This window comes from Nocardia sp. NPDC055050 (genome assembly GCF_053608345.1).
On sequence record NZ_JBSGVG010000006.1, the window covers coordinates 35,615 to 60,832 of the forward strand.

Below are 25,218 nucleotides of genomic sequence, written 5' to 3' on the forward strand. Positions count from 1 at the left end.
CGGATGGGTCCGAAACGTCGGCAACCCGCAACAGCGGTCGGGGGAAAGGCAACTGGCACGAGAAAGGCCGGGTGGTTCGACGGAACCACCCGGCCTTCGTAGAGCTGTGTCAGCCGATCTTGCGCTGCTCCGCGGTGAGCGGTTCGGCGGTGGCGGGCGGCGCGCCCACGTCGGCCGCGAGTTCCTTGGCCTCCGCCTGATCGGCGTTGACCTCCTCGATCGCGAGCCGCGCGAAGATCCACTGCTCGGTCGCCGCCATCTGACCGCGGTTGCGGCCGAGGAACGACACGAACCAGCCGATCACCGTGACGATTCGGCTGCGGTAGCCGACCAGGTAATACAGGTGCAGGGCCAGCCAGGCGAGCCAGGCGAGGAACCCGCTGAACTCGAGCTTGCCGATCTGGCAGACGGCGTCGAACCGCGAGATCGTGGCCATCGAGCCCTTGTTGAAGTACTTGAACGGCTTGCGCTCCTGCGGCGTCTGACCGTGCAGCCCGGCCTTGATCGCCTTGGCCGCGTAGGTCGAACCCTGGATGGCCCCCTGTGCCTGCCCCGGCACACCGGGCACCGACATCAGGTCGCCGACCACGAACACGTTCGGATGGCCCTTGACGGTGAGGTCGGGCTCCACGATGACGCGCCCCGCCCGGTCCACCTCGGTGCCCTCGGATCGCTCGGCGATCATCTTGCCCAGCGGACTGGCCTGCACGCCCGCCGACCACACCTTGCACACGGCCTCGATGCGGCGGGTGCTGCCGTCGGCGTCCTTCACGATCACGCCGTGCGCGTCGACATCGGTCACCATGGCGTTGAGCTGGATCTCCACACCCATCTTCTCGAGCCGCTTGGCCGCCTTGGCGCCCAGCTTGGGACCCATCGGGCCGAGCACCGCGCCGGCGCCCTCGAGCAGGATGACGCGCGCGTCGCGGGGATCGATGGTGCGGAAGGTGCCGTCGAGGGTCCGGTCGGCGAGCTCGGCGATCTGCCCCGCCAGCTCCACCCCGGTCGGGCCCGCGCCGACGACGATGAACGTCATCAGCCGGTCACGCTCTTCCTGGGTGGTGGCCAGCTCCGCCTGTTCGAAGGAGCCGAGGATGCGCGCGCGCAACTCGAGCGCGTCGTCGATGGTCTTCATGCCGGGCGCGTAAGTGGCGAAGTGGTCGTTGCCGAAGTACGACTGCTGGGCGCCGGTGGCGACGATCAGGCTGTCGTAGGTGGTTTCGGTGTCGCGGTTGAGTAGTCGCGAGGTGACCTTCTTGTTCGCCAGGTCCACGTCGACGACGTCACCGAGCAGCACCTGCGCGTTCTTCTGCTTGCGCAGCACCAGCCGCGTGGCCGGGGCGATCTCGCCGGTCGAGAGGATGCCGGTGGCCACCTGGTACAGCAGCGGCTGGAACAGGTGGGTCGACGTTTTCGAGATGAGCGTGACGTCGACATCGGCTCGGCGCAGGTGCCGGGTGCCGAACAAACCGCCGAACCCGGAACCGATCACCACTACGTGGTGCCGCTTCCCGACAGACTCAGTGCTCATCGTCGCGCTCCTCGACAGACTGGGGTGGGCCCCGCGGTGGTAATGACAGGGGTAACCGTAGTCGGCTCCGGTTGTGACGTCGCAACAAGAACCCGATCGCGGCGTGTGACGCGGTATCTCATCGAAACGACACGATCGACAATACGGGATGCGCCGAGTCAGCGACCTGCGAGAAGGATCTCGGCGACCCGGGTGTCGGTCTCGGCGCCGTCGGTGTATCCGCCTGCTCCGCCGAGCGCGTTCATGATCGACAGGGTGTACCGCTCACCGGCGCCCGCGACGCCGACCGAGTTGACCACCCAGCCGTCGGCTTCGGCCGACCAGCCGTTCTTCAGGCCGGGCCGCATCGAGGCACCCGCGCCCCACACGCCCCAGTGCTGATTGGAGTCGACCGAGCGCATCCGGTCGAGCAGGTAGGCGAGATCGTCGGGGTGCATGGTGTCGAGGATGGTGTTCATCAGCCGATCCAGGTCGGCGGCCGTGCACTTCTGGAACGACCAGTCCGGGAACAGCGCGGTCGTGGTCGGCTGCGGGATCAGGCTGACCATGCCGTAGGCGCGGAACGCGTTGTTGTAGGCCATCCGGTCGAAGCCGATGTACTTCTGCCACAGCACGTCGGTGGCGTGGTCGTTGGAGGTGGCCAGCATCGCTTCGATGTTGAAGCGGTCGTCGGGGGACAGGCCGATGGCGCCGACGCGGGCCCGGTTGAGCAGGTCGGCGGCGATGGCCAGCTTGATCGTGGATGCGGTCCAGACCTGGTTCTCGGCGTGTTCGTTGGCGTAGATGCCACCGGTCTTGCGGTCACGCAGCACGTAGCCGACCACACCGGGACGGCCGGCGAGATAGGCGTCGGCCCGGGCGATCCGGGAGCTCAGGTCGGCGTCGAATCCAGGCACCGACACCTGGGTCAGCGCGGGCGGCGCGGCATGAGCCGGGCCGGTGAGAACAGGGACGCCCGGAGTGAGGGCGGCCGCGGCGGCGAGGAGGCAGGCAGTTGCTGCGACTCGGGAAACGACACGGGTGGAGGGGGAACGGTCACGCACGATGGACCACACTCGCACACCGGGCGCCGCAATGCACTACTTCACCCCAAATCCGGCATCAGGCGCGACAACGCTGCCGAGACGCACGGTTGCCGTCTCTCAGGGTTGTTGCGGCACAGCGCAATTGCTGTCAGTGATGTGCGGCGTGCGGAGTGGCGATGGTGCAGCCGTTGAGGCGATGGCAGTGCTCGAACGCTTCGCCGTGCCGGTCCAGCGGCCACGAATGCAGCACCTGATCAGGCCCGTAGCGCCGGGAATTGATCAGCTCCCAGCGCGCGCCCACTCGACGGACGATGAAGCCGCCACCGGGAACCAGGGGAAACACCTGCGCGATCATGAAACGAAACCAGCCTTTCGCCCGCGGCCGTACTGTCCCACCCGAACCGCCACGATCCCACGCCCGGCGCCGAGGGTGCCGCAGGCGGGGCCGGGACATCTTGCGGTGTGGCGTATTTCACTAGCCCGGTGCAGTGGTGGTCGCGGGGCCGCGCGATTGCGGGTCGGTCGCTGGGCGTATAAACAACGGATGCCGTTGCACCTCCATCGCGCCGAACGCGCCGACGCGCTGGCCGACGGACTGGGGCGTTTGCTGGGTGAGATTCCCGCCGATCCTTTCGCCACAGAAGTGGTCGCGGTCCCGGCCAAGGGGGTGGAGCGCTGGCTGGCGCAACGGTTGTCGGGTGTGCTCGGAGTCGCCGGCGCCGGCGACGGGGTGGCCGCGAATATCGCGTTTCCCGCGCCTGCGGCCCTGGTGGCCGAGGTGCTGGCCGGTGCGAGTGGGGTCGCGCCCACCGACGATCCGTGGGCGGGTCAGCGACTGGTGTGGACGCTGCTGCGGGTGATCGACGAGGTCGCCGACCAGCCCTGGGCGGCCGTCCTGGCTCGGCATCTCGGCCTGCCCGGTACCGATCACCGTCTCGGTAGGCGCTACTCCACGGCCGCCCACCTCGCGTCCCTCTTCGACTCCTATGCCGCGCAACGCCCGCAGGTCCTGCTCGACTGGGCTGCGGGCGCGGACACCGACGGCGCGGGCGGACCGGTGCCCGACGACCTCGCCTGGCAACCGCGGTTGTGGCGCGCCCTGCGCACCGCCGTGGGCGCCCCGAGTCCGGCCGAACGGCTCGCCGACGCCTGCGCCCACCTGCGCGCCGAACCCGCCTCGATCGACCTGCCCGAGCGGCTCTCCCTGTTCGGGCTCACCCGTCTGCCCGCCGATCAGCTGGCCGTGGTCACCGCGCTCGCCGCCCACCGCGAAGTTCACCTCTGGTCGGCGCACCCGAGTCCGGCGATGTGGGCCGCGCTCGGCCGGGTAGCCGTCGGCATCGCGGTGAACGAGGCCGCGCCCGTACCCGCGCAGGGTCGCCTCGGCGAATGGGCTGTCGGAGGCGACGGCGCGGCCGACCCGGGCGACAACGCCGTGCGCGCTGATCGCCGTGCGAACGACGCGGTCGTCCGTCCGCGCGCGGACGACCACACCGCGGATCTGGTGTCCCACCCGCTGCTCTCGGGGCTGGCCCGGGATGTGCGGGAATTGGAGCAGCGCCTGAACCCGGTGCTGGACAGCGATATCCATCTCGCCGGCGAGATGGCCGCGCCCACCCTGCTCGGTGCCGTGCAGACCGCTGTTCGCGCGGACCGCGTCCCCGGGATCGGCGCGGTGCCGGACGGCAGCGTCGAGATCCACGCGTGCCACGGCCCGGCGCGGCAGGTGGAAGTGCTGCGGGATCTGCTGCTGAGCACATTCGCGGCGGATCCGGCGCTCGAGCCGCGTGACGTGCTGATCATGTGCCCGGACGTGGAGGCGTTCGCGCCCCTGGTGCGGGCGGCGTTCGGCCAGCGCGGGTCCGGAGTGGATCTGCCGGTCGACGGTGAACACCCGGCGCATCAGTTGCGGGTGCGGCTCGCCGATCGCGGGCGGGCGGTGACCAACCCGATGCTGGCGGTGGTGATCGAACTGCTCGAACTGGCCGACGGACGCGTCACGGTGACGCAGGTGCTCGACCTGGCGGCGAGCGAAACCGTCCGCCGCCGTTGCGGTTTCGACGACGACGACATCGAACGGCTGCGCGAGTGGGCGGCCGAATCAGGCGCGCGATGGGGGATCGGGCAGCGTCAACGCGAGGCGTTCGGGCTCGCCGATTTCGCCCAGAACACCCTCAACGCCGCGGTGGACCGCATCCTGCTCGGTGTCACCGCCGACGAATCCGGCGACGACTGGCTCGATCTGGCGTTGCCGCTCGATGATGTCGACTCCAACGACGTCGACCTCGCCGGCCGCTTCGCCGAGTTCATCGACCGCCTCGCGGTGTGCCTGCGCGACCTGCGCGGCCCGCGCCCCGCCGCCGAATGGACCGCGGTGCTGCTGCGCGCGGTCGAGCTGCTCACCGACGTGCCCACCGCGCACGCCTGGATCCGCACCGAAGCGCGCCGTGAGATCGTGGCCGCCACCGAACACGCGGGCGATACCCCGCTGCGCCTCGCCGACGTGGCGGTCCTGCTGACCAGCCGCCTGGCGGGCGGCCCCGGCCGCGCGAACTTCCGCACCGGCGAACTCACCGTGTGCACGCTCGTGCCGATGCGGTCGGTGCCCCACCGTGTGGTGGTACTGCTCGGCCTCGACGATGATGTCTTCCCGCGTCCCGGCAGCGTCGACGGTGACGATCTGCTGGCCCGGAACCCGCTGGTCGGCGAACGCGATGCGCGCAGCGAAGACCGGCAACTCCTCCTCGACGCCATCATGGCCGCGGGGGACAGGCTGCTGATCCTGCACACCGGTGCGGACCCGGTCACCGGTGCCGCTCGTCCGCCCGCTGTCCCCGTCGCCGAGCTGCTCGACGTGCTCGCCACCCATGTGGGTCCGGCGGCCATGGACACCGTCCACATTCGCCATCCCCTGCAGGCTTTCGACCGGCGCAATTTCGCCCCCGAGAAGCCGCGCAGCTTCGACACCGTCGCCTTGGCCGGTGCCCGCGCCGCCGCGCGCCCGTCCCGGCCGCGTCCCCCGCTGCTCACGGCGGCGCTGCCACCTGCTGCCGTCGCGGATGTCGCACTGGCGGAACTGATCTCGTTCGCCGAACACCCGGTGCGCGCGTTCCTGTGGCAGCGGCTCGGCCTGCGGGTACCCGAGGAATCCGAGGACATCGCCGATCAGCTCCCGATCGAACTCGACGGCCTGGCCAAGTGGGACCTCGGCGAGCGCATGCTGACGGCGCGCCTCACCGGCGCCGACCCGGCCGGGCTGCGGGCCGCCGAATGGCGCCGGGGCACCCTGCCCCCCTTCGGTTTCGGGGCCAGGGTGCTCGACGAAGTGGAGGGCACCGTCGACACCCTCGTGCGGACCGCGCTGCCCGATTACGAGGCGCCCCCGCGCGCCGTCGACATCGCCGTCGACCTCGGCAACGGCCGCACCCTCGCGGGCACCGTGCCCGAGGTTCGCGGCGAAACGCTGGTGCGTACCACCTACTCGCGGCTCGCGCCGAAACACCGGCTCGCGTCCTGGGTGTCGCTGCTCGCCCTCGCCGCCACCGAAGACCGCTCGTGGCAGGCGATCAGCACGGGGCGGGGGCAATTCCGCAGCAGGCCGGTGGCCAGATCGGTGATCACCGCACCCGAAGCGCCTGCGGCACTGGCGATCCTGCGTGATCTGGTCCGGTTGCGCGACGAGGGGCTGTGCGAACCGCTGCCCTGCGCGCCCGCCGCCACCGCGGCCTACGCCGAGCGCCGCTTCCGCGGGGACAGCGTCGCCGACGCCCTGCTCGCCGCCGAACACGCCTTCGACGGTGGCCCCAACGGCCCCGACAAGTTCGGCGACCACACCGACCGCTACCTGCGCTACGTCTGGGGCCGCGCACCCCGATTCGCCGGTCTCGCCACCGAAACCAGCCGGCCGGGCGAGCCGGAGAGCACCCACTTCGGTGCCGTCGCGCGCCGCTGGTGGGCGCCGCTGCTCGCCGCCGAAAGTCAGGGACAGCCGTGACGGGAACCGTCTCGGCGCCGACCGCCTTCGATGCCACCGGTCCGCTGCCGCAGGGCACCACGGTGCTCGAGGCCAGCGCGGGCACCGGCAAAACGCACGCGATCGTCGGGCTCGCGGTCCGCTATGTCGCCGAGGCGGGCATCGCGATCACCGAACTGCTCCTCGTCACGTTCAGCCGCGCCGCTACCCAGGAATTGCGCGAACGCACCAGGGACCGTTTCGTCACGGTGGCGACCGCCCTGGCCGAGCCCGATACCGCACGGCACCATCAGGACGAGCTCGTCCGCGCGCTGGCCGACACCGACCCCGCCACGGTGCGCTCGCGCAGGCACCGATTGCTCACCGCCCTGGCCGATTTCGACGCGGGCACCATCGCCACCACCCACTCGTTCTGCCAGCGGATGCTCGACGAACTCGGCCTGGCCGGCGAACACGATCCCGGCGCTCGGCTGGTCGAATCGGTGGACGAACTGGTCGGCACCGTCGCCGACGACCTGTATCTGGCCCGCTACGCCCGCGACCGCGCCCCGTTCACCCTGCGTGATGCCCACACCCTGGCACTGGCGGCGGTCCACGACCGGCACGCCGACCTCGCCCCGCGCACCGACGGTGCGGCGGGGGAGCGGGTCGCCTTCGCGAGTGCCGTGCGGGTCGAGACCGAACGACGCAAACGCCGTGCGGGACTGCGTGATTTCGACGATCTGCTGGTCCTGCTGCACGACGTGCTGGCCGACGCCGACCACGGGCCGCGCGCCCGCGCCCGGATCAGGCAGCGCTACCGGGTCGCGCTGGTCGACGAGTTCCAGGACACCGATCCGTTGCAGTGGGACATTTTGCGCCTGGCCTTCCATCAACACGCCACCCTCGTCCTGGTCGGCGACCCGAAACAGGCCATCTACGCCTTCCGCGGCGCCGAAGTGCTCAGCTACCTCGACGCCGTGGCGCTGGCCGATCGACGCAGCGAGCTCACCCGCAACTGGCGCAGCGACGCCGGATTGCTGCGCGCCATCGACCACCTGTGTGGCGGTGCGGAATTGGGTCATCCCGAGATCAGCGTCTACCCGGTCACGCCGACGCGGCCGATGACCCGTCTGCACGGTGAGCTGGACGTCATCGCCCCGCTGCGACTCCGGGTGCTCCCACGGACGGGGGCCGGTCCGCGCAATCGGTCGGGGTTCCCGTCGGTGGGCAGGCAGCGGGCCAAGGTGGCTGACGACCTGGCCGCCGATATCGTCACCCTGCTCGAATCCGGTACCACCATCGACGCCAAACCTGTACGCGGCGGGGATCAATCGCTGCGCGAGGTCGGCGACGGCCGGGTGCGCAGGCCGATCGGGCCGGGCGATATCGCGGTACTGGTGCGCACCCGCTCCCAGATCGATGTGGTGCGCGCGGCGCTGGACCGGGTCGGGGTGGCCTCCGTCCTCGCCGGTGGCACCAGTGTCTTCGCGACCGTCGCCGCGACCGATTGGCTGTGGGTGCTGCGGGCCCTGGAACAACCGCATCGTGGTGACCGGGTGCGGCTGGCCGCGTGCACACCGATCCTCGGGGTGAGCGCCGCCGAGATCGACGCGGGCGGTGCGGATCTCGTCGGCCGGGTGTCCACCCAGTTGCGTGACGCCGCGCGCTTGTTCGCGCGCGCCGGATTCGCCGCTGTGTTCGACAAGCTCGCCACCGAGACCGACCTCGCGCCCCGCCTGCTGGCGGTGGACAACGGCGAACGCGAACTCACCGACCTGCGCCATCTCGCGCAGCTGCTCGACGAGGTGGCACTGGCCGAGGGGCTCGGCCTGACCGCGCTCACCCGCTGGCTCGCCGACCGTGTGCGCGAGCCGGAGGCCGGTAGCGTCAGCGGCCGCAGTCGCCGCCTCGATCGAGACGCGGCGGCCGTGCAGATCGCCACCGTGCATGCCAGCAAAGGCCTCGAGTTTCCGATCGTCTACCTGCCTTTCACCTGGGACAGCGCCAAGAATCCGTATCCGGCGACGCTGCTGTTCCACGACGACAACGGCACCAGGGTGCTCGATATCGGCGGTAAGGAGGCGCCCGGGTACGGCGAGCGCCAGTTGCGGTGTGAGGCCGAGGAATCGGGGGAGGAACTGCGGCTGCTGTATGTGGCGCTGACCCGGGCGATGTGCCAGATCGTCGCGTGGTGGGCGCCCGCGGTGACCACCGGCGCCGCGCCGCTGCACCGGATGATGCTGGGCAGGCGCCCGGGATCGGCGCAGGTACCGCGCCGGGCCGAGATTCCCGCCGACACCGCTGCGGCGCAACGGATTTCCGAATGGGCCGCGTCCGCATCGGAGGTGATCTCGGTGACCGTGGTCGACCGTCCCGAGGATGTGGCGCCCCGGCGGGTGCGCTCCGAGCTACCGACCGGCGAGCTGGCGGCCGCGGGGTTCACGCGCGCGCTCGACCAGCAGTGGCGGCGCACGTCGTATTCGGCGCTCACCGCGGGCGCGCACGACGCCCCTCGCGTGGCCGACGAGGAACCCGAGGACGGTCCCGGCCCGGACGACGAGCCGACCGAGGCGCCGATCGACGCCCTGACCGGCAGCACAGCCGACCCGTCGCTGATGAACGACCTGCCCTACGGCGCCGAGTTCGGCACACTGGTCCACGGCGTTCTCGAAACGGTCGACACCTCGGTGCCCGATCTCGCCGCCGAGGTCCACCAGCGCTGTGTCGAGGCGGTAGAGCACACGATGGCCGAGCTCGATGTCGATCTGCTCGCGACCGCGCTGCTCGAAGTTCTGCGTACCCCGGCCGATTTCGGGTCCCTGGCCGCGATCGCGACCCGTGACCGGCTCAACGAACTGGAATTCGAGCTCCCGCTCGGCGGTGGTGATTCACCCGGACCGCGCTCGGCCGGGATGCACGCCGTAGCCGCGCTGCTGCGTACCCACCTGCCCGCCGACGACGATCTCGCCGGTTACGCCGATCATGTTGCCGCACTACCGGATACGGTGCTGCGCGGCTATCTCACCGGCAGTATCGACGCGGTGCTGCGGGTGCCCGATGAGACGGGTGAGCTGCGCTATCTGATCATCGACTACAAGACCAACCGGCTCGGGACCGGCGACCTCACCGTCGAGCACTATCGCCGCGACCACATGGTCGCGGAGATGATCCGCTCGCACTATCCACTGCAAGCGCTGCTGTATGCCGTGGCGCTGCACCGGTATCTGCGCTGGCGGCTGCCCGGTTACGACCCCGCTCGCCATCTCGGCGGCGCCAGATACCTGTTCGTGCGGGGCATGATCGGCGCGGCGACCCCACCGGGACACGGTGTCTTCGATTGGCATCCTTCGGCGGAACTCGTCGTCGCGCTGTCGGACCTACTGGCGGGGCGATCATGACATCTATCCAGGTGGCGCAGCGGGGGACCGGGTTGTTGCGGGTCTTCAACGAGGCAGGGGTTCTGTCGGCGGCGGACGTGCACGTGGCGGTGCGGTTGGGTCGTATGGGGCGCGAGGACAGCGAGGACGTGTTGTTCGCGGCGGCGCTGGCCGTGCGCGCGGTGCGCTCGGGATCGGTGTGTCTCGAGTTGGCCCGGATGCGCGAGATCGGCATCGATGCCGACGAAACCCGTGACAGCGTCACGGGAATCGACCCAGCGACCCTGCCGTGGCCGGACACCGAGCGGGTGCTCACGGCCCTGCGTCGCAGTCCGCTGATCTGCGGTGGGCAGTCCGGTCCGCTGCGCCCGTTGCGGATCGTCGAAGCCGATCCCGAGGGTGGCGCGCTGCTCTACCTCGACCGGTACTACCAGCAGGAGCAGACCCTGCGACGAGTGCTCACCGAGCGCAGTGCCGACCACCCTGTCATCGAGACCGAACTGGTACGCGCACAACTGGATCGGCTCTTCGCCGACCCGCTCGGCGCGGGTCCCGACCGGCAACGTCTGGCCGCTGCCCTCGCCGCGACCCACTGGACCACCGTCGTCGCCGGTGGACCCGGCACCGGCAAAACCCACACCATCGCCCGGATCCTGGCCCTGCTCACCGCCCATCGCGCCGCCTCGCCGAAACTGCCCGCCTTGCGGATCGCGCTCGCGGCCCCCACGGGTAAAGCGGCGGCCCGCCTGCAGGAAGCGGTTCGCGAACAAGCCGCCGTCCTCGGCCTGCCCGAGCTCACCGCCTCGACCCTGCACCGCCTGCTGGGCTGGCAGCGGGGCCGCACCACCCGCTTCCGCCACCACGAGCACAACCGTCTGCCCTACGACGTCGTGGTGGTCGACGAGACCTCGATGGTGTCGCTGACGATGATGAGCCACCTGTTCTCCGCGCTGCGCCCGGATACTCGCCTCGTGCTCGTCGGCGACCCCGACCAGCTCGCCTCGGTCGACGCGGGCGCCGTGCTGGCCGACCTCGTGGCCGGGCCGGTGAGCGGCGCCCCCAATCCCGCGCTGCGCGAGGTGCTCGGCCTCCACGGCGATGTGGTACCCGGGACGCCCGAAGGATCGCCGGCCGATCCACCCGCGACGCAGGCACACTCGCTGACGGCACTCGAACAGCGGCGGTTGCAGGGCGGGATCGTCCGGTTGACCAGGGGACGGCGATTCGGCGGCCACATCGCCGATCTGGCGGTCGCCGTTCGCGCGGGTGATGCCGATGCGGCGCTGGCGATTCTGCGTGCGGGCGGCGACGATGTGTCACTGTGCGGCCCCGACGATGTTCGCGCGGTGCGGGCGGACGTCACGACTGCTGCCCTCGCCGTCACGGCCGCCGCCGAGGCGGGTGATGCGATCGGCGCGCTGACTGCCCTCGAGTCGCATCGCCTGCTCTGCGCCCACCGCCAGGGTCCGTTCGGTGTGGAACGCTGGGACCGCATGGCAGCCGAGTGGGCCGCGGCAGGCGGCGCGGGACCCGAAGGGCCGCAATCGGTCTGGTACCCCGGCCAGCCGCTGCTGGTCACCGCCAACGACCACGAAGCGCGCATCTACAACGGTGACACCGGCGTCATCATCCGCCGCCCCGACGGCTCGCTGCGCGCCGCGCTCCAGCGCGGCAGCGAGCCCTACCTGGTTCACCCCACCCAATTCCCCGCTGTCGTCACGGTTTTCGCCATGACCATCCACCGTAGCCAGGGCAGTCAGTACGACACCGTCTCGGTCGTGCTGCCGGAACCCGAATCCACGCTGCTCACCAGGGAACTCCTCTACACGGCCATCACCAGGGCGCGCTCCCACGTCCGCGTCATCGGTACCGAGGACGCCATCCGCGCCGCGATCGGCCGCCGGGTCCTGCGAGCCAGCGGACTGTCCAGAACTGTTGCGCCGCAGGGGTAGTGAGTGATGACGCGCGGTCGCCCGTCACGGGCGACCGCGCCTGCGGTGGTCAGCGGGCTGCGCTGCGAGACCAGTTCCAGGACCACCAGTGGTCGGGCTCGAGGTCGTCGAGAACGGGGGTTTCGATCTGTGTCCGCAGGTGTGCGGGCAGCGGATCGAGGGCGGGAAGGATGTCGGGGGAGAGACTGCTCAGGTAGTCCGCGTCCAGGCGGCCGCTGGTCTGCCAGCGGTCGATATTACGTTCGGCGACAAGATATTCCGGGTTGATCACCGCGAGGGCGATGAGGGTGGCCAGCGCCGTGCCGATCGCGGCGTGCGGCACCCAGCTCCAGCGCAGTCGTGCAATGGCGGCCAGCACGAGAACGTAGACGAGGCCGACCCATAGCTCGCAGGTAGTCACCAGCAGGCGCAGCACGGTGAATCCGTAAGCCTGCTGGTAGGTCCACATCCGGCCCAGCGCGGAGCACACGATCACCAGCGCCAGCACGCTCACCGCGCTCAGCAGGACGCGCAGCGACCGGCGGTCGGCAGCGGTTTCCCGCACCGACCAGTGCAGTATCGCCAGGATCACGGCCAGCGTCAGAATGCTCACCGCCGACAACTGCCAGAAACCGCTGCGAGCGTATTCGGCATAGGTCAGACCAGCGGTGCGCTGCACGTAATCGTCGCCACCGAACAGCGCGACGAACTGCGCGCCGACGAATACCGCGAACAACACGGTCAGTGCCCCGACCGGCAGCATCCACTCACTGCGTGACCACAGTCGCTGCGGCCGCACCGAATCCGTGGCGCGCGAAGGTGGCCCGGCAAGCACATACAGCGCTCCGAGCACACCTACCGTGACGACAGCGAACAAGAAGATCCACTGCCACATCGCCGGGCCGTCCACGGTCGGGACGAACCCGTTCAGCAGCTTGGCGAAGGTCGCGTCCGCCCCACCGAGCAGCGGCACGAACACCACCAGCAACGCCGCCGTCGCGGCCACCGAGATCCCGTACCGGCGGACACTCGAGGTCCCCACCGATCGCGACTCCCGCAGCCCCGAGAACGCCCACGGCACCGCCCCGAACGACGCCAACGGCACCGCGAACATGTCGTGCGCGATGCCACGCACACTGCGTCGTCCCAGCACCGCCAGCGACCCGGCGACACACGCCGCGAGCACACACAGCACGAACAGCCAGCCCGCCGCCCGCACCGTTCCCACTCCCAGCAGCACGATCGCGGCTGCCGCCCACCAGGCCCGATCGCCGATCGAGACAGCGCGGGAGGCTGCCACGACGTCGTCGGCGTCGGACGGTGCGAGTGCACCGGCATCTGAAAGTGATAGTGGCTCAGCGGCATTCGTGCTGACTTCGTCGGTCGCAGACGGCACCGGCGTGGACGGAGCCGGCGCGGGTGATGTTTCGGCCGTCGGTGCGGAATCCGAGGTGGGCTCGGATGACGGACCGCCGGACCGGGCGCGATAGTCGACGACGCAGAGAGCTCCGGCGATGGCGGTTCCCGCGATCAGCCAGCCGATGCCGGGACGGTCGAGCGGGATCACCGTGGCGCCGATGATTCCGGCGAGTGCCGCGGCCGGGAGGACACCGGGTGGGCGCGCTACCCGCTGCCAGCGTGGGGGGACAGGGGGAATGGGCGGTGGCAGACTCGGCCACGCTGCGGTTCGTAGGTCGGCGGTCCCGGGCGGTGCGGCCAGCAATTTCGCGAACGAGACCGAGACGGGCGGCGCGGGCGGCGCGGCCGGGTCCGGCGAGGTCTTGGTGAGCACAGCTGTCGCCTGAGTACCGGCGCCTGTCGCATCGCCGCCCACCTGGGGGTCTGCGGTGCTGCCGGAGTCGGGCACGCCGCTCGCGACTGCCTCGCTCGCCGGGTCGGTCGCGGTTGTGGTCTTGTCGGCGCCGGTCTTGTCGGCGGCTTGTGTCGCGGTGTGCTGGTTCTCGGCAGTGCCCTGATCGGGCGTCGGCGCCTCGGGTATCGGCTTGTCGGACATAGGTTCCCCTCCTGGAGGTGTGCGGATGCGTCCCGGGACCGAAGTGCCGGGTAGGTGGTTTCGACGTAGAGGTCAGTCCGTGGGGAGGACGACGCGGATGCGGGAGCCGGGGTCGGCGACGGCGATGGTGCCGCCGTGCAGGTCGATCACCCAGCGGGCGATGGCCAGGCCGAGGCCGGTGCCGCCGCCGTCGGTGCGCCCGCCACGGGTGAAACGGTCGAAGACGGTGGCGCGCTCGGCTTGCGGGATGCCGGGGCCGTCGTCCTGGATCTCGAGGACGGTCCCCTCGGGGTGGGTCGACGCCCAGACCCGGACCTCGCCGCCGGACGGGCCGTGCCGGGCGGCATTGTCGAGCAGGTTGAACAGCACCTGGTGCAGACGGGCCCGGTCGGCGAACACGGTGGCGCAGCCGGGTTCGATCGCGGTGGTGAACCGGACACCACGACCGAGCGCGGCGGTCATCACCTCGGCTTCGGCGATCACCTCCGCCAAGAGTGGTGCCAGCGGCAGGTTTTCGCGATCCAGCGTGAACGCGCCCGCCTCGATGCTGGACAGGTCGAGCAGTTCCGAGACGAGCAGGCCGAGGCGTTCGGTCTGGGCCAGGGCGGTGCGCAGCGTCGCCGGGTCGGGTTCGCTCACCCCGTCGACCAGATTCTCCAGCACGGCGTGCAGCGCGGTCACCGGCGTGCGCAGCTCATGGGACACATTGGCGATGAGGTCGCGCCGTTGCCGGTCGGCGGCGGCCAGGTCGGCGGCCATCTGGTTGAAGGCGGTCGCGAGCTGCCCCACTTCGTCACGCGAAGAGGCCCGCACGCGAAAGCTGTAGTCGCCCTGGGTCATGCGCCGCGCGGCTGCGGTCATCTCGCGCAGCGGCCGGGTGATCCCGTGGGCGAGGAACTGCGAGGTGAGCAGTGCGATCCCGATCGCGGCCACCGTGGTACGCGGCGGCAGCCAGCCGATTTTCAGCCGGAAGTACCCGAACGCGACACCGCCCGAGCACAACATCAACACGGCCAGCTTGAGCTTGATCGACCGCAGCCGGTCCAGCGGCCGCGGCAGCACGTCGGCGATCCGGTCCATCAATTTCGTGGCGCGGTCGGCGGCAATCATCGCGCGTCCAGGGCGTATCCTACACCGTGCACGGTGCGGATGAGATCGGCACCGAGCTTGCGCCGCAGCGCTTTCACGTGCGAATCCACCGCGCGCGTCCCCGCCGCGTCGGACCAGTCCCAGATGTCCTCGAGTAGTCGTTCCCTGGCCAGCACCGCCCTCGGACGTTGCGCGAGCCGGGTCAGCAGGTCGAATTCCAAGGGGGTGAGCCGTGCTTCGGTGTCGCCGCGCCATACCCGCCGTTCGGCGAGGTCTATCCGCAGATCGCCGACGACGATGCTGGTGTCGCCGCGCTCGGCGGCCCGATCCACCCGCCGCAACAGGGCATGCACCCGGGCGGCGAGCACCCGCATCGAGAACGGCTTGGTGAGATAGTCGTCGGCGCCGACGCCGAGCCCGATGAGCTGGTCGGTCTCGTCGGTGCGCGCGGTGAGCATGAGGACGGGCACGTGGCGCTCGGCCTGGATCCGGCGGCACACCTCCAGCCCGTCGAACCCCGGCAACATCACGTCGAGAACCACCAGATCGGGTTCCCCCGCCAGCGCCGCCGCCACCGCGGCGGGACCGTCGTGTGCCAGGTCGACGGTGAACCCTTCGGCCCGCAACCGCGCGGCCACGGACTCGGCGATCGTCACCTCGTCGTCGACCACCAGGATCCGGCGTGCCGCCTGTCCTGTCCCGCCCCCACTGTTGTCCATGGTGCGACCCTAGCGAGCGGGTGTGGAGGGTTGCGACGCCAAATGTGGAGATTCTGTGTGGAGTACACTCGCGACGTGCACGAGTGCTTCCGTTCCACCCCGCCGCCCGCCTCCTGAGCGAGGTGCCCCGCCGCGCTCGTCAGTAGCGCGTCCCGGCCGAATCGGCCGCCCGTGGTTTCGCCAGGCCGACCCGTCGAGCCTGCTCACTCCAGCACCTCGCTTCTCGCGACCCCCTCACCTTCTGTCGCAGGAGCGCACATCCATGTCTGTTTCGCTGTCCGCCCGCACGGGCACAGCTGATCTCGTCGTCGCCGGAATCCTCTGGGGGACCGGCGGCCTGCTCGGCACCCTCGTCCAGCGATCGACCGGTCTGTCCCCGATCGCGGTCGCCACCGTGCGCCTTGCCGTCGGCGGGCTGCTGCTGGTGGGACTCTGCGTGCTCACCCGCCGGGCGATCCCGCGTGGTGCGCGGGCGTGGCGACGCATCGGCGCGATCGCCGTCCTGGCGCCGGTGTTCCAGGGCTGCTACTTCGGCGCGGTGGCACTGTCCTCGGTGAGCCTGGCGACGCTGATCACCATCGGGATGTCCCCGGTCGTCGTCGCCCTGGCGGAGTACCTCACCGGCAGGCGAGCTCTCGATCGCACCCGCGCCTGCGGCATCGCGCTCGCCCTCACCGGCCTCGCGCTGCTGGTCGGCGCACCCGGTGCGGACGGGTCGAGGGCGCTGTGGGGCGCGGCCATGGCGCTGGGTGCGGCCACCGCCTTCGCCGTGCTCACGGTGATCGCCGCGGTTCCGGTTCCCGAACTCGACCCCGTCACCGCTACCGGCGCCGGGTTCACCGCGGGCGCGATCCTGCTCGCCCTCCCGGCGGCCCTGACCAGCACCGCGATCGACCCGAATCTGCCCGGCATCCTGGGAGCTCTCGCACTCGGGCTGTTTCCGACGGCCATCGCGTACACGCGCTACTTCCGCGGCCTCACCGCAGCGGGCGCGGGCACCGGCGCACTGCTGGCGCTGCTCGAACCGCTCACCGGCACGTTGCTGGCGGTGCTGTTCCTGGAGGAGCGGCTCGGTCTCGTCGGCTGGTGCGGTGCGGCGCTGCTCTCGCTCGCCCTGGTCACCGCGGGACGCGCGGCCGGGGACCCCGCAGCGCTACGGATCAGGGAACAGGCCGGGTAGTTCCATCGCGTAGGCGAGATCGTCGCGGGTGCCCAGGGTGACCAGCAGGACGCGAATCATGGTCACCCTGGCCTCGGACGCCAGCGCCGGATCGGGATCACTGCCCGGCTCGCTGCCCGCGGTGAGGCGGTAGACGATGTACTCGCACACGTGCAGCGCCGCGTCCAGGTCCAGCGGTGCGGGGACCGGCCGCCCGAGTTCGCCGAAAGTCTTGCGCACCAGGTCGCGAATGTCGTCGAGGGCGCGTTCGCGATAGCCCGACACCACCGAGCCGGGATCGTGCAGCTCGGCGAACAGGGGCCGCAGCATCGGGCCGTGCCCGCGCGCCCAGTCCACATACGCGTCGATCAGCCGGATGCCCAGCTGGACCGGCTCGTCGGTGCCGGCGAGTGCCTCGCGGATGCCGCCGACGAGGCCGTCGTTGGACGCGTCGAGCACCGCGTGCAGCGGCTCGGACGCATTGCCGAAATAGCGGTAGAACGTGGGCCTGGCCAGCCCGGCCTCTTCGATGATCTGGGCGACGCTCAACCCGCGCGAACCGTTGCGGGTGAACACCGCGGCGGTCGCCTCGATGATCCGGGCGCGGACTTCCTCGGCCTGCTCCTGGGTCTGCGGCGGGCGCCCACGACGCACCGTCGTCGCTTCCTCGGTCATCGCACCTCCCTCACAGCCGGTCCTCGCACACTGAAAGCTTGACACGAACCAGGGCGCTGGCATTAATCTAACACTAGTGTTCAGTAAATGAGCTGAACGTGCGCGACCCGTTCCGCGCGATCCATCTGTTGAGGAGAAGGGCCGACAATGACGACAGCCCCCGAGCTGACCGCCGAACCCACCGCGCTGCCCGCCGCGCTGGTCAAGCCCCTGTTCGAGCGCGGCGTCGCCGGTGGCGCGCCGTCGGTCGCGGTCTTCGCGCCTGCCACCGGCCACAAGATCGGCGACCTGCCGCAGTCCTCGGTCGCCGATATCGAGCGTGCCTTCGCGGTCGCCCGGCACGCGCAGCGCGACTGGGCCAAGGTCGCAGTGAAGCAGCGTGCCGAGATCGTGCGCCGCTTCCACGACATCGTGCTCGCCGAGCAGGACACCATCCTCGACATCGTGCAGACCGAGACCGGCAAGTCCCGGCCGCATGCCTTCGACGAGATCGCCGACGTCGCGCTGAACGCGCGCTACTACGCCACTGTCGCGCCCAAACTGCTCGCCGACCGCAAGCCGCGCGGCGTGCTGCCGGTACTCACCTCGGTCGAGGTGCACAACCGGCCCAAGGGCGTCGTCGCGGTCATCTCGCCGTGGAACTACCCCCTCGCGCTGGCGGCCTCCGACGCGCTGCCCGCTCTGATCGCGGGCAACGCGGTCATCGCGCGCCCCGACAACCAGACCGCGCTCACCGCGCTGTGGGCCATCGACGCCGCCGAGCGGGCCGGGCTGCCGCGCGGTCTGTGGCAGGCGGTGCTCGGCCGCGGCCGGGAGATCGGTGGCGAGGTGATCGCGCGCGCCGACTACGTCGACTACACCGGTTCCAGCGCCACCGGCCGAACCATCGCCCAGCAGGCCGGCGAGCGCCTGATCGGCTACTCCCTCGAGCTCGGCGGCAAGAACCCGCTGCTCGTACTGGCCGACGCCGATGTCTCCAAGGCCGCGAAACTGGCTGTGCGCGCGTGCTTCTCGTCGGCCGGTCAGCTGTGTGAGTCGATGGAGCGCATCTACGTCGACGCCACCGTGTACGACCAGTTCGTCGCGGAATTCGTCGGCAACGTCAAGAACATGTCGCTCGGCGGCGAGCTCGACTACAGCCGGGACATGGGTTCGCTGACCTTCCAGCGTCAGCTCGACACCGTCAGCGGGCACGTCGACGACGCGGTCGCCAAGGGCGCCAAGGTGCTCGCCGGTGGCCGTGCCCGCCCGGATCTCGGCCCGTACTTCTACGAGCCCACCGTGCTCGCCGACGTGGCGCCCGGTATGACGGTCTACCGCGAAGAGACCTTCGGCCCCGTCGTGTCGGTGTACAAGGTCGACTCCGACGAAGCCGCCGTCGAGGCGGCCAACGACACCGCCTACGGCCTCAACGCCAGCGTGTGGAGCCGGGACGTGAACCGCGGCAAGGAGATCGCCGCCCGGATCAACGCCGGCTCGGTGAATGTGAACGAGGGCTTCAGCGCCGCCTGGGGCAGCGTCGACGCGCCCTCGGGTGGTCTCGGCATCTCCGGCCAGGGGCGTCGCCACGGCCCCGAAGGCTTGCTGAAGTACATCGACACCCAGACCATCGCGGTCCAGCGAGTGCTGCCGATCGCGCCGCTGCCCGGCATGTCCGAGCAGATGTGGGCCAAGACGATGACGGTGGTTTTCGGAGTCATGAAGACGCTGCGTCAGAAGTAGACGCGGCAGAAGTAGCAACACGAGCAGGGGTAGGTAGCGAGAATGAAGTTGGAAACGGTCGCAGGCAAGCGGGTCCTCATCACCGGTGCCGCCATGGGACTCGGCAAGTTGTTCGCCGAGAAGGCCGTTGCCGAGGGCGCCGACGCGGTGGTGCTGTGGGATATCAACGAGTTGGCGCTGCGCGAGACCGCGGCGCAGCTGACCGCCGCGGGCGGCAAGGTGCACCACTACGTGGTGGACGTGTCGTCGCAGGACTCGATCCGTGAGGCGGGCGAGGCGGTGCGCAAGGAGGTCGGCGGCATCGACATCCTCGTCAACAACGCGGGCATCGTGCGTGGCAACACCTACTTCTGGGAAACCGAGAACCGCGCCGACATCGACAAGACGATGGCGATCAACTCCTTGGCCCCCATGTACGTCACCCTGGAGTTCCTGCCCGGCATGGTGGCCGGTGCCGGCGAGGGGCGCGTGCTCAATATCGCGTCGTCGGCCGGTCTGGTCGCCAATCCGCGCATGGCCGTGTACGCGGGGTCGAAGTGGGCGGCGCTGGGCTGGTCGGATTCGGTGCGCCTCGAGCTCGAGCAGGCGGGCCACGACCACGTGAAGGTCACCACGGTCTGCCCGACCTACATCAACACCGGCATGTTCGACGGAGCGAAGGGCATTCTGTTCACGCCGATGCTCGAGCAGCACGAGGTCGTCGACACCTCGTGGTCGGAGATGAAGAAGGGCGGCGCCCTGGTGGTGCTCCCGTGGACCTCGCGGATGAACCGGGCACTGACCGGTCTACTGCCGATCAAGGTTCGCGACTTCTACCTGAACGCGGTGGGCGTGTACCACTCGATGGATCAGTTCACCGGACGCAAGTAGGCATTCGGGACGGGTGCCCCCGTCGACGGGTCGCGCAGGCGATCGGTCGACGGGGGCATCGCCGCGTCCGTCGGCAGTGCGCGCGGCCTCGTCGACGGGCTACTGACCGGTCTCGACGGTCGTGGTGTCCACGCGATCAGCGATCCCGGGTGCCGAGAACCACCGTGGCGTAGTGCTCCCCGGACTCGGCGACGCGTGGCGCGAGACCGTGCGCGGTGAGCACCGAACACGCGGTGTCGACCTGCCCCGCCCCGGTTTCCACCAATACCGTGCCGCCCGGCGCCAGCCAGGTGGCCGCCCCTTCGGCGACCCGGCGGAACACGTCGAGCCCGTCCGCTCCACCGTCGAGCGCGGCGAGCGGCTCGTGCTCGCGTGCCTCCGGTGGCAGATCCGCGACTCGGGCACTCGGCACGTACGGTGTGTTCGCGAGCAGGATGTCGATGCGCCCGCGCAGGTCGACCGGCAGCGCGTCGAACAGATCACCGCCGAAGACCGGCGCGCTGATCGGCGCGAGATTTTCGCGCGCGCAGGCGACGGCGACGGGGTCGATATCAGCGGCGACGAGCTCGACGTCGCATCCACGTGCGGTGAGCTCGGTCGCCGCGCTCAGCCCCAGTGCCCCACAGCCACAACACAGGTCGACCACGCAGGCTCGCGTCGTGTCCGGCGCCACGCCGTCGACCGCCTGTTCCACCAGGAACGCCGTGCGCTGACGCGGTACGAAAACGCCAGGACGCACCCCCACCCGCTGCCCCCGGAATTCCACCCAGCCGAGCAGATATTCGAGCGGGGTCCCCGAGACCCGCTGTCCGACCAACGCATCGAGGCGTCCAGGATCGCCGTCGGCCGCCTCGATCAGCAGCGCGGCCTCGTCCTCGGCGAATACACATCCCGCGCGCCGCAACTCGACGACCACCTCGGGAAAACCGGAACCACTCATGCGCCGATTGTTCCTGACCGGGCAACCGAATTTTCACCGCCGGTGGCGGTGCGACGAATCAGCGCTCGGTGTCGAGTTCGAAGGTGCGCGTCGCGTCGAGATAGATCCCGCGCTGGGCGTTGCGCGCGGGCGGGGGCAACTGGGAAACCAGCTGTTCGAGCGAGGTCGTCGCGCCGACCACGGTCGTCCCCGCGACGATGAAGTCGGCGACCGCGCGCCGAATGTGATTCGGCGAGGTCACCACCACCGCGCTGGTCGCGCCGAGATCGCGCAGCAGTCGCGTGCTGAACAGCGCGTTCTGCACGGTCGACCCGGCCCGGTCCTCCACATGGATCCGATCGCCCGGCAGCCCGCGCGCCACCAGCCAGCGCCGCATCGCCTCGGCCTCGGAGATGCCGTTCTGCGGATTGCCGCCGGTCACGATCACCGGTGAGAACGGTGCGGCGATCGCCTGCAACCACGCCGCGGTGAGCCGGTTCTCCAGCTCCGGGCGCAACGCGCCGTCGGGCAGCAGCCCGTAGCCGAGAACCACGATGCCGGTCTGTGGACCGACGAGCGCCGGCAGCGGGTTGGGCAGGGTGGCGGCCGCCGCGGTCACCGCGTGCAGCACGCGATTGGTGCCCGCCGCCATGCCCGCGTCGATGCCGCCGAGCCGGGCCAGGGCGTCACCGACCGCGGCCCCGTCACCCGCGTAGTGCGACCAGATCGCCTGCAGCGCGAGCGCGTCGGCGTCATGGGGGTCGGCGGCGATCAGGGCACGCAGGTCGGCGCGTCCCGCGGCGTCGTCACCGTCGGTGAAGTGGCGCTGTGCTGAGTTGTAGAGCGCGGCCACATCGGCTTCCGCGGCGGCCGGACCGACCGCGGTGCCGGTCAGCGCGGCGGTCGCCAGGACAGCGGCGGCCAGGTGTTTCCAGTGTTTCGAGATCTTCACGACAGTCGCAACCCTTCCCGCGAACGGTTCGGTACGTGCTGGCAGAGCAGAGCTGCCGACACCCTACGACCGCCTGTCCGGACCGCGGTGGACCTCGACCAGCTTGCGCGCGTCGCGGCCCGGCGCCACGTCGTCGGTCCGGCGGCGGATAAGGTGTCACACCGTGGATACCGCTTCGCTGACCGGCAAGGAACTCGCCGCCGCCATCAACGCCGACTCGAAGGAGCGCGCGGCCGCGCTCACCGCCGCGGGCACCGCGCCGACGCTGGCGCTGATCGTCGCCAACGACGACCCGGCCAGCGCCTGGTATGTGAACTCCCTGCGCAAGGCGGCCGAACGACTCGGAATAGCCTGCGAGCGCATCGATCTCGGCGCCGACGCGAGCGCCGGGACGATCCGCGCCGAGCTGAGCGCGCGCAGCGCCGACCCGGCGACCGACGCGATCATGCTGCAGACCCCGCTGCCCGCGGGCGTGAACCTCGACGACGTGAGTTCGGCGATCGCCGCGACCAAGGACGTCGACGGGGTCAGCCCACTCTCGCTCGGCCTGCTCGCTTCCGGCCTCGACGGTTTCGTCCCCGCCACCTCCGAAGCCGTCGTCGAGCTGCTGAAGCATCACGGGATCGCGCTGCAGGGACGTCTGGTCACCGTGGTCGGCCGCTCCAACATCGTCGGAAAGCCCCTCGCTCAGCTGCTGCTCGCCGAGAACGCGACCGTCACCGTCGCGCATTCACGCACCGCAGACCTGGCCGCGGTCACCACCCCCGCCGATATCGTGGTCGCCGCGGCGGGCCGCATCGGCCTGGTCACCGGCAAGCACATCGGTGACGGCGCCGTGGTGATCGACGTGGGCACCAACGAGTCCGCCGACGGCGGAATCGTCGGCGATGTCGACGCGGCGTCGGTCATCGGCAAGGCGGCGGCGCTGAGCCCCGTCCCCGGCGGCGTCGGCCCGGTGACCACCGCGCTGCTCATGCGCCATGTGGTCGTCGCAGCCGAAAAATCCCGCGCCTGAACACCTTTCGCCATCCGGTCGCGGGGTCTACCGCCTGCTGACGACGCAGCTGCCGTCGGTCTCGATGCTGCATCGCACCGAGCCCGGCCACCGGCATGGCGGTAGACCGGCGGTCGTCTGCTGGTCAGCGGGGAGCACTACCGGGGCCGCGGTGGTGCACAACGATCCGTGTTCGGGGTCTAGCGGGGTGCGGCTCCGAACGAAGTGATCAGCGTCTTGTTGCCGACCTCCGCGGTTCCCACGAGCTGCGGGGTGTAGGTGCTCGGCGCCGAATCCGGTCGGAACGCGGTGATCTTGACCAGGAACTGCCCGGCGTAGGCGCCCGGTGTGATCTCCACGCAGTGCGTGGTCCCCACCGGAGTGGAGTCGATCCCGGCCTGGATGGCGGCCGCCGAGGGGGCGACCGCGTCCGATGCCACGAGGGTCCGGGCCTGGTCGCCGGAGCGTGCGACGTAGTACGCGTACTGGAAGGCCATGATCGCCGCGATGCCGGACTCGGTGCCGCCCGCGCCGTTGCCCCGCACCATGGCGCCGATCTGTTCGGTGGGGCACTCGGCCGTCACCGGGCTCACCGAACTCGGTGCGAGTGGGGTACTGGCCGCCGTGGATGCCGGTGCGGGCCCGCGTAGTTGGACGTAGGTGCCGCCGAGCAGCACGGCGCCTGCCACCGACGCGACCAGTGGTGCGACCCAGCGGGGCACACGCCGTCGCTTGGATCGATCGATCATCCGCGCGAAGACTTCGTCATCACCGTTGTAGTCGGGTGCGGGACGCGAAGGCTCGCTGTCGGCACCGTCGGAGCTGGGAGCGGCGAGTGGCGAAAAGGCGTCCGTGTCCGGGTAATCGGGTGCGGGGCGTGGTGGGAAGCTGTCCGGTCCGCGGTAGTCCGGTGCGGGGCGTGGTGGGAAGCTGTCCGGTCCGCGGTAATCGGGTGCGGGGCGTGGTGGGAAGGTATCCGCACGGTTCTCGGGTGCGGGGCGTGGTGGGAAGGTATCCGCACGGTCCTCGGGCGCGAGGCGCCGTGGGAACGTGTCCGCGCCGCTGGTCGGCACGGCCGCCGGGCGCGGTGGGAAGGTGTCCGCACCGGGGTACTCGGGTGTGGGACGCGAATGCCAGGTCGCCGCGGCGTCGTAGCCGGGCCTCGGATGTTCGAGGGCCGCCCACGCGGGGCCGGAAGCGGTGACGATCGGCAGCTGATCGGTGTCGGGGCCGTTGTCGTCGATCGAGAACGCGGTGTCCGGGAGGCGGTGGCGCGCACCGGGATCGAATTTCCCGCCGACCACGGGCAGCCGATCGGTGACGGTGGCGTCCGCCGGAACGACGGGAACGACCTCGTCGTGTTCGGCGTCGCGAAGCCGGGCCGCCGAGATGACCGGAATACCGGCCGGTGTCGTCGGTCCGCCTTCGATCCGGTGGCGGGCGCCGCCGGCGGGCTGATCGCTCGCCCGGCGGGGCCGTGGCGCGCTCAGGTCGCGGGACCGTCGAATCGGGGTGACAGCCGCGAGCGGAGCACCGGCCGATCCCGGGTCGTGCTGTCGAGCCCCGATCGGTCTGTGCGCTTCCGGTCGATCCATCGCCCCACCTTCATCAGGCTCGTCGCCGTCAGGGTATGTCCCGCAACGATTTCGTTACGGGCACGATACTGCCCTGACGGCGCGTTCGCCGAATGCCACGAGGGAAAATGTTTACCAGTGGATATAGACCTCATCGCCGATGCCGACATTCTCGTAGTACCAGGCGGCGTCGTCGGGTGCGAGGTTGATGCAGCCGTGGCTCACGTTGGCGTTGCCCTGCGAGTCGACCGACCACGGAGCCGAGTGCACCATCACGCCACCCCAGGTGAGGCGCACGGCGTATTCACCGTCGATGATGTAGCCCTCGGGGTCGTCGAGCGGGATGCCGATGGTGCGCGAGTCGAACACCACCGACCGATCCTTCTCCAGCACGCTGAAGGTGCCGGTGGGAGTCTCGAATCCGGGCTTGCCCATCGACGCGGGCATCACCCGCACTACCTGTCCACCCTGGCTGACAGTGAAGGTGTGCGTCGACAGGTTGGCCTCGGCGTAAGTGCCACCGCCGTATTGGGTGCGCTGGCCTCCGATCAGGTCCGCGGACGCAGCTCCCGACCAGGCTGCGGCCAGTATTGCCGCCATGATCGCGACGAACAGGACACGAAATGCGCTCCTCATAAACGCCACCCCTTCACTCACTCGTAGGCGGATTCCAAGTCTAGGCCGCCATGATCAACTCGACCTATCGAAGTGG

Annotated in this window: 17 protein-coding genes and 1 pseudogene; 7 read left to right on the plus strand and 11 right to left on the minus strand. The window is 70.3% G+C overall.

Features of this window, described 5'->3' with window-relative positions; all coding sequences use genetic code 11:
* Positions 1 to 109 precede the first annotated feature (109 nt).
* From ACWGCN_RS08345 to ACWGCN_RS08355, 3 genes are all read right to left on the minus strand, one after another.
* The gene (locus ACWGCN_RS08345) at positions 110 to 1,531 is read right to left on the minus strand and encodes an NAD(P)/FAD-dependent oxidoreductase (RefSeq protein WP_378988360.1); all 1,422 of its coding nucleotides are present in this window, start codon (positions 1,529 to 1,531) and stop codon (positions 110 to 112) included.
* A gap of 158 nt (positions 1,532 to 1,689) precedes the next feature.
* Positions 1,690 to 2,574 (minus strand): serine hydrolase, encoded by an 885-nt coding sequence (locus ACWGCN_RS08350; RefSeq protein WP_378988357.1) that lies wholly within the window; start codon positions 2,572 to 2,574, stop codon positions 1,690 to 1,692.
* A gap of 130 nt (positions 2,575 to 2,704) precedes the next feature.
* Positions 2,705 to 2,911, minus strand: a complete 207-nt coding sequence (locus ACWGCN_RS08355; protein ID WP_378627280.1) for a hypothetical protein — start codon at positions 2,909 to 2,911, stop codon at positions 2,705 to 2,707.
* A gap of 189 nt (positions 2,912 to 3,100) precedes the next feature.
* Here ACWGCN_RS08355 and recC point away from each other — a divergent pair, with 189 nt between their 5' ends.
* The 3 genes from recC to recD are packed head-to-tail and all read left to right on the plus strand — an operon-like array spanning position 3,101 to position 11,840.
* On the plus strand, positions 3,101 to 6,550 hold the full coding sequence (gene recC / locus ACWGCN_RS08360; protein WP_452460245.1) for an exodeoxyribonuclease V subunit gamma: 3,450 nt from the start codon (positions 3,101 to 3,103) through the stop codon (positions 6,548 to 6,550).
* Positions 6,547 to 9,909 (plus strand): UvrD-helicase domain-containing protein, encoded by a 3,363-nt coding sequence (locus ACWGCN_RS08365; RefSeq protein WP_452460246.1) that lies wholly within the window; start codon positions 6,547 to 6,549, stop codon positions 9,907 to 9,909. Before recC ends, ACWGCN_RS08365 begins: the two co-directional genes overlap by 4 nt.
* Positions 9,906 to 11,840, plus strand: coding sequence for an exodeoxyribonuclease V subunit alpha (gene recD / locus ACWGCN_RS08370; RefSeq protein WP_452460247.1), 1,935 nt, complete (start codon positions 9,906 to 9,908; stop codon positions 11,838 to 11,840). Before ACWGCN_RS08365 ends, recD begins: the two co-directional genes overlap by 4 nt.
* 49 nt (positions 11,841 to 11,889) lie before the next feature.
* On the opposite strand, the gene ACWGCN_RS08375 is transcribed toward recD, so the two are convergent.
* From ACWGCN_RS08375 to ACWGCN_RS08385, 3 genes are all read right to left on the minus strand, one after another.
* Positions 11,890 to 13,833, minus strand: a complete 1,944-nt coding sequence (locus ACWGCN_RS08375; RefSeq protein ID WP_452460106.1) for a DUF4153 domain-containing protein — start codon at positions 13,831 to 13,833, stop codon at positions 11,890 to 11,892.
* 72 nt (positions 13,834 to 13,905) lie between these two features.
* Positions 13,906 to 14,943, minus strand: coding sequence for a HAMP domain-containing sensor histidine kinase (locus ACWGCN_RS08380; protein ID WP_452460105.1), 1,038 nt, complete (start codon positions 14,941 to 14,943; stop codon positions 13,906 to 13,908).
* Positions 14,940 to 15,641: a response regulator gene (locus ACWGCN_RS08385; RefSeq protein ID WP_378656277.1), complete on the minus strand. Its 702-nt coding sequence runs from the start codon at positions 15,639 to 15,641 to the stop codon at positions 14,940 to 14,942. The genes ACWGCN_RS08380 and ACWGCN_RS08385 overlap by 4 nt, the downstream gene beginning before the upstream one ends.
* Before the next feature lie 262 nt (positions 15,642 to 15,903).
* Between ACWGCN_RS08385 and ACWGCN_RS08390 the strand changes: the two genes are divergently transcribed.
* The gene (locus ACWGCN_RS08390; protein ID WP_452460104.1) at positions 15,904 to 16,821 is read left to right on the plus strand and encodes a DMT family transporter; all 918 of its coding nucleotides are present in this window, start codon (positions 15,904 to 15,906) and stop codon (positions 16,819 to 16,821) included.
* Here ACWGCN_RS08390 and ACWGCN_RS08395 read toward each other — a convergent pair.
* A complete protein-coding gene (locus tag ACWGCN_RS08395; RefSeq protein ID WP_378988336.1) occupies positions 16,795 to 17,475 on the minus strand; it encodes a TetR/AcrR family transcriptional regulator in 681 nt (226 codons plus the stop codon). The two genes, ACWGCN_RS08390 and ACWGCN_RS08395, sit on opposite strands and share 27 nt — an antisense overlap.
* A 147-nt stretch (positions 17,476 to 17,622) precedes the next feature.
* Here ACWGCN_RS08395 and ACWGCN_RS08400 point away from each other — a divergent pair, with 147 nt between their 5' ends.
* Together ACWGCN_RS08400 and ACWGCN_RS08405 are read left to right on the plus strand one after the other, a co-directional pair.
* Complete coding sequence (locus ACWGCN_RS08400; protein WP_379311977.1) at positions 17,623 to 19,197, plus strand: succinic semialdehyde dehydrogenase; 1,575 nt, start codon at positions 17,623 to 17,625, stop codon at positions 19,195 to 19,197.
* 42 nt (positions 19,198 to 19,239) lie between these two features.
* Positions 19,240 to 20,067, plus strand: a complete 828-nt coding sequence (locus ACWGCN_RS08405) for an SDR family NAD(P)-dependent oxidoreductase (RefSeq protein WP_378627296.1) — start codon at positions 19,240 to 19,242, stop codon at positions 20,065 to 20,067.
* A 136-nt stretch (positions 20,068 to 20,203) separates the two neighbouring features.
* On the opposite strand, the gene ACWGCN_RS08410 is transcribed toward ACWGCN_RS08405, so the two are convergent.
* Positions 20,204 to 21,007, minus strand: coding sequence for a putative protein N(5)-glutamine methyltransferase (locus ACWGCN_RS08410; RefSeq protein WP_378988330.1), 804 nt, complete (start codon positions 21,005 to 21,007; stop codon positions 20,204 to 20,206).
* Between the two features lie 58 nt (positions 21,008 to 21,065).
* On the minus strand, positions 21,066 to 21,938 hold the full coding sequence (locus ACWGCN_RS08415; protein WP_379311979.1) for a YdcF family protein: 873 nt from the start codon (positions 21,936 to 21,938) through the stop codon (positions 21,066 to 21,068).
* Positions 21,939 to 22,101: 163 nt separating this feature from the next.
* Here ACWGCN_RS08415 and ACWGCN_RS08420 point away from each other — a divergent pair, with 163 nt between their 5' ends.
* Entirely contained in the window at positions 22,102 to 22,953 is an 852-nt protein-coding gene (locus tag ACWGCN_RS08420; protein WP_452460103.1) for a bifunctional 5,10-methylenetetrahydrofolate dehydrogenase/5,10-methenyltetrahydrofolate cyclohydrolase, read from the plus strand.
* Positions 22,954 to 23,132: 179 nt separating this feature from the next.
* On the opposite strand, the gene ACWGCN_RS08425 is transcribed toward ACWGCN_RS08420, so the two are convergent.
* Both ACWGCN_RS08425 and ACWGCN_RS08430 read right to left on the minus strand, forming a co-directional pair.
* Positions 23,133 to 24,527 carry a hypothetical protein gene (locus ACWGCN_RS08425; protein WP_452460102.1) on the minus strand — a complete coding sequence of 465 codons (1,395 nt, stop codon included), beginning with the start codon at positions 24,525 to 24,527 and terminating at the stop codon, positions 23,133 to 23,135.
* A gap of 111 nt (positions 24,528 to 24,638) precedes the next feature.
* Positions 24,639 to 25,055 (minus strand): annotated as a pseudogene (locus tag ACWGCN_RS08430) (L,D-transpeptidase); the annotation flags it as partial.
* Positions 25,056 to 25,218: the final 163 nt, after the last annotated feature.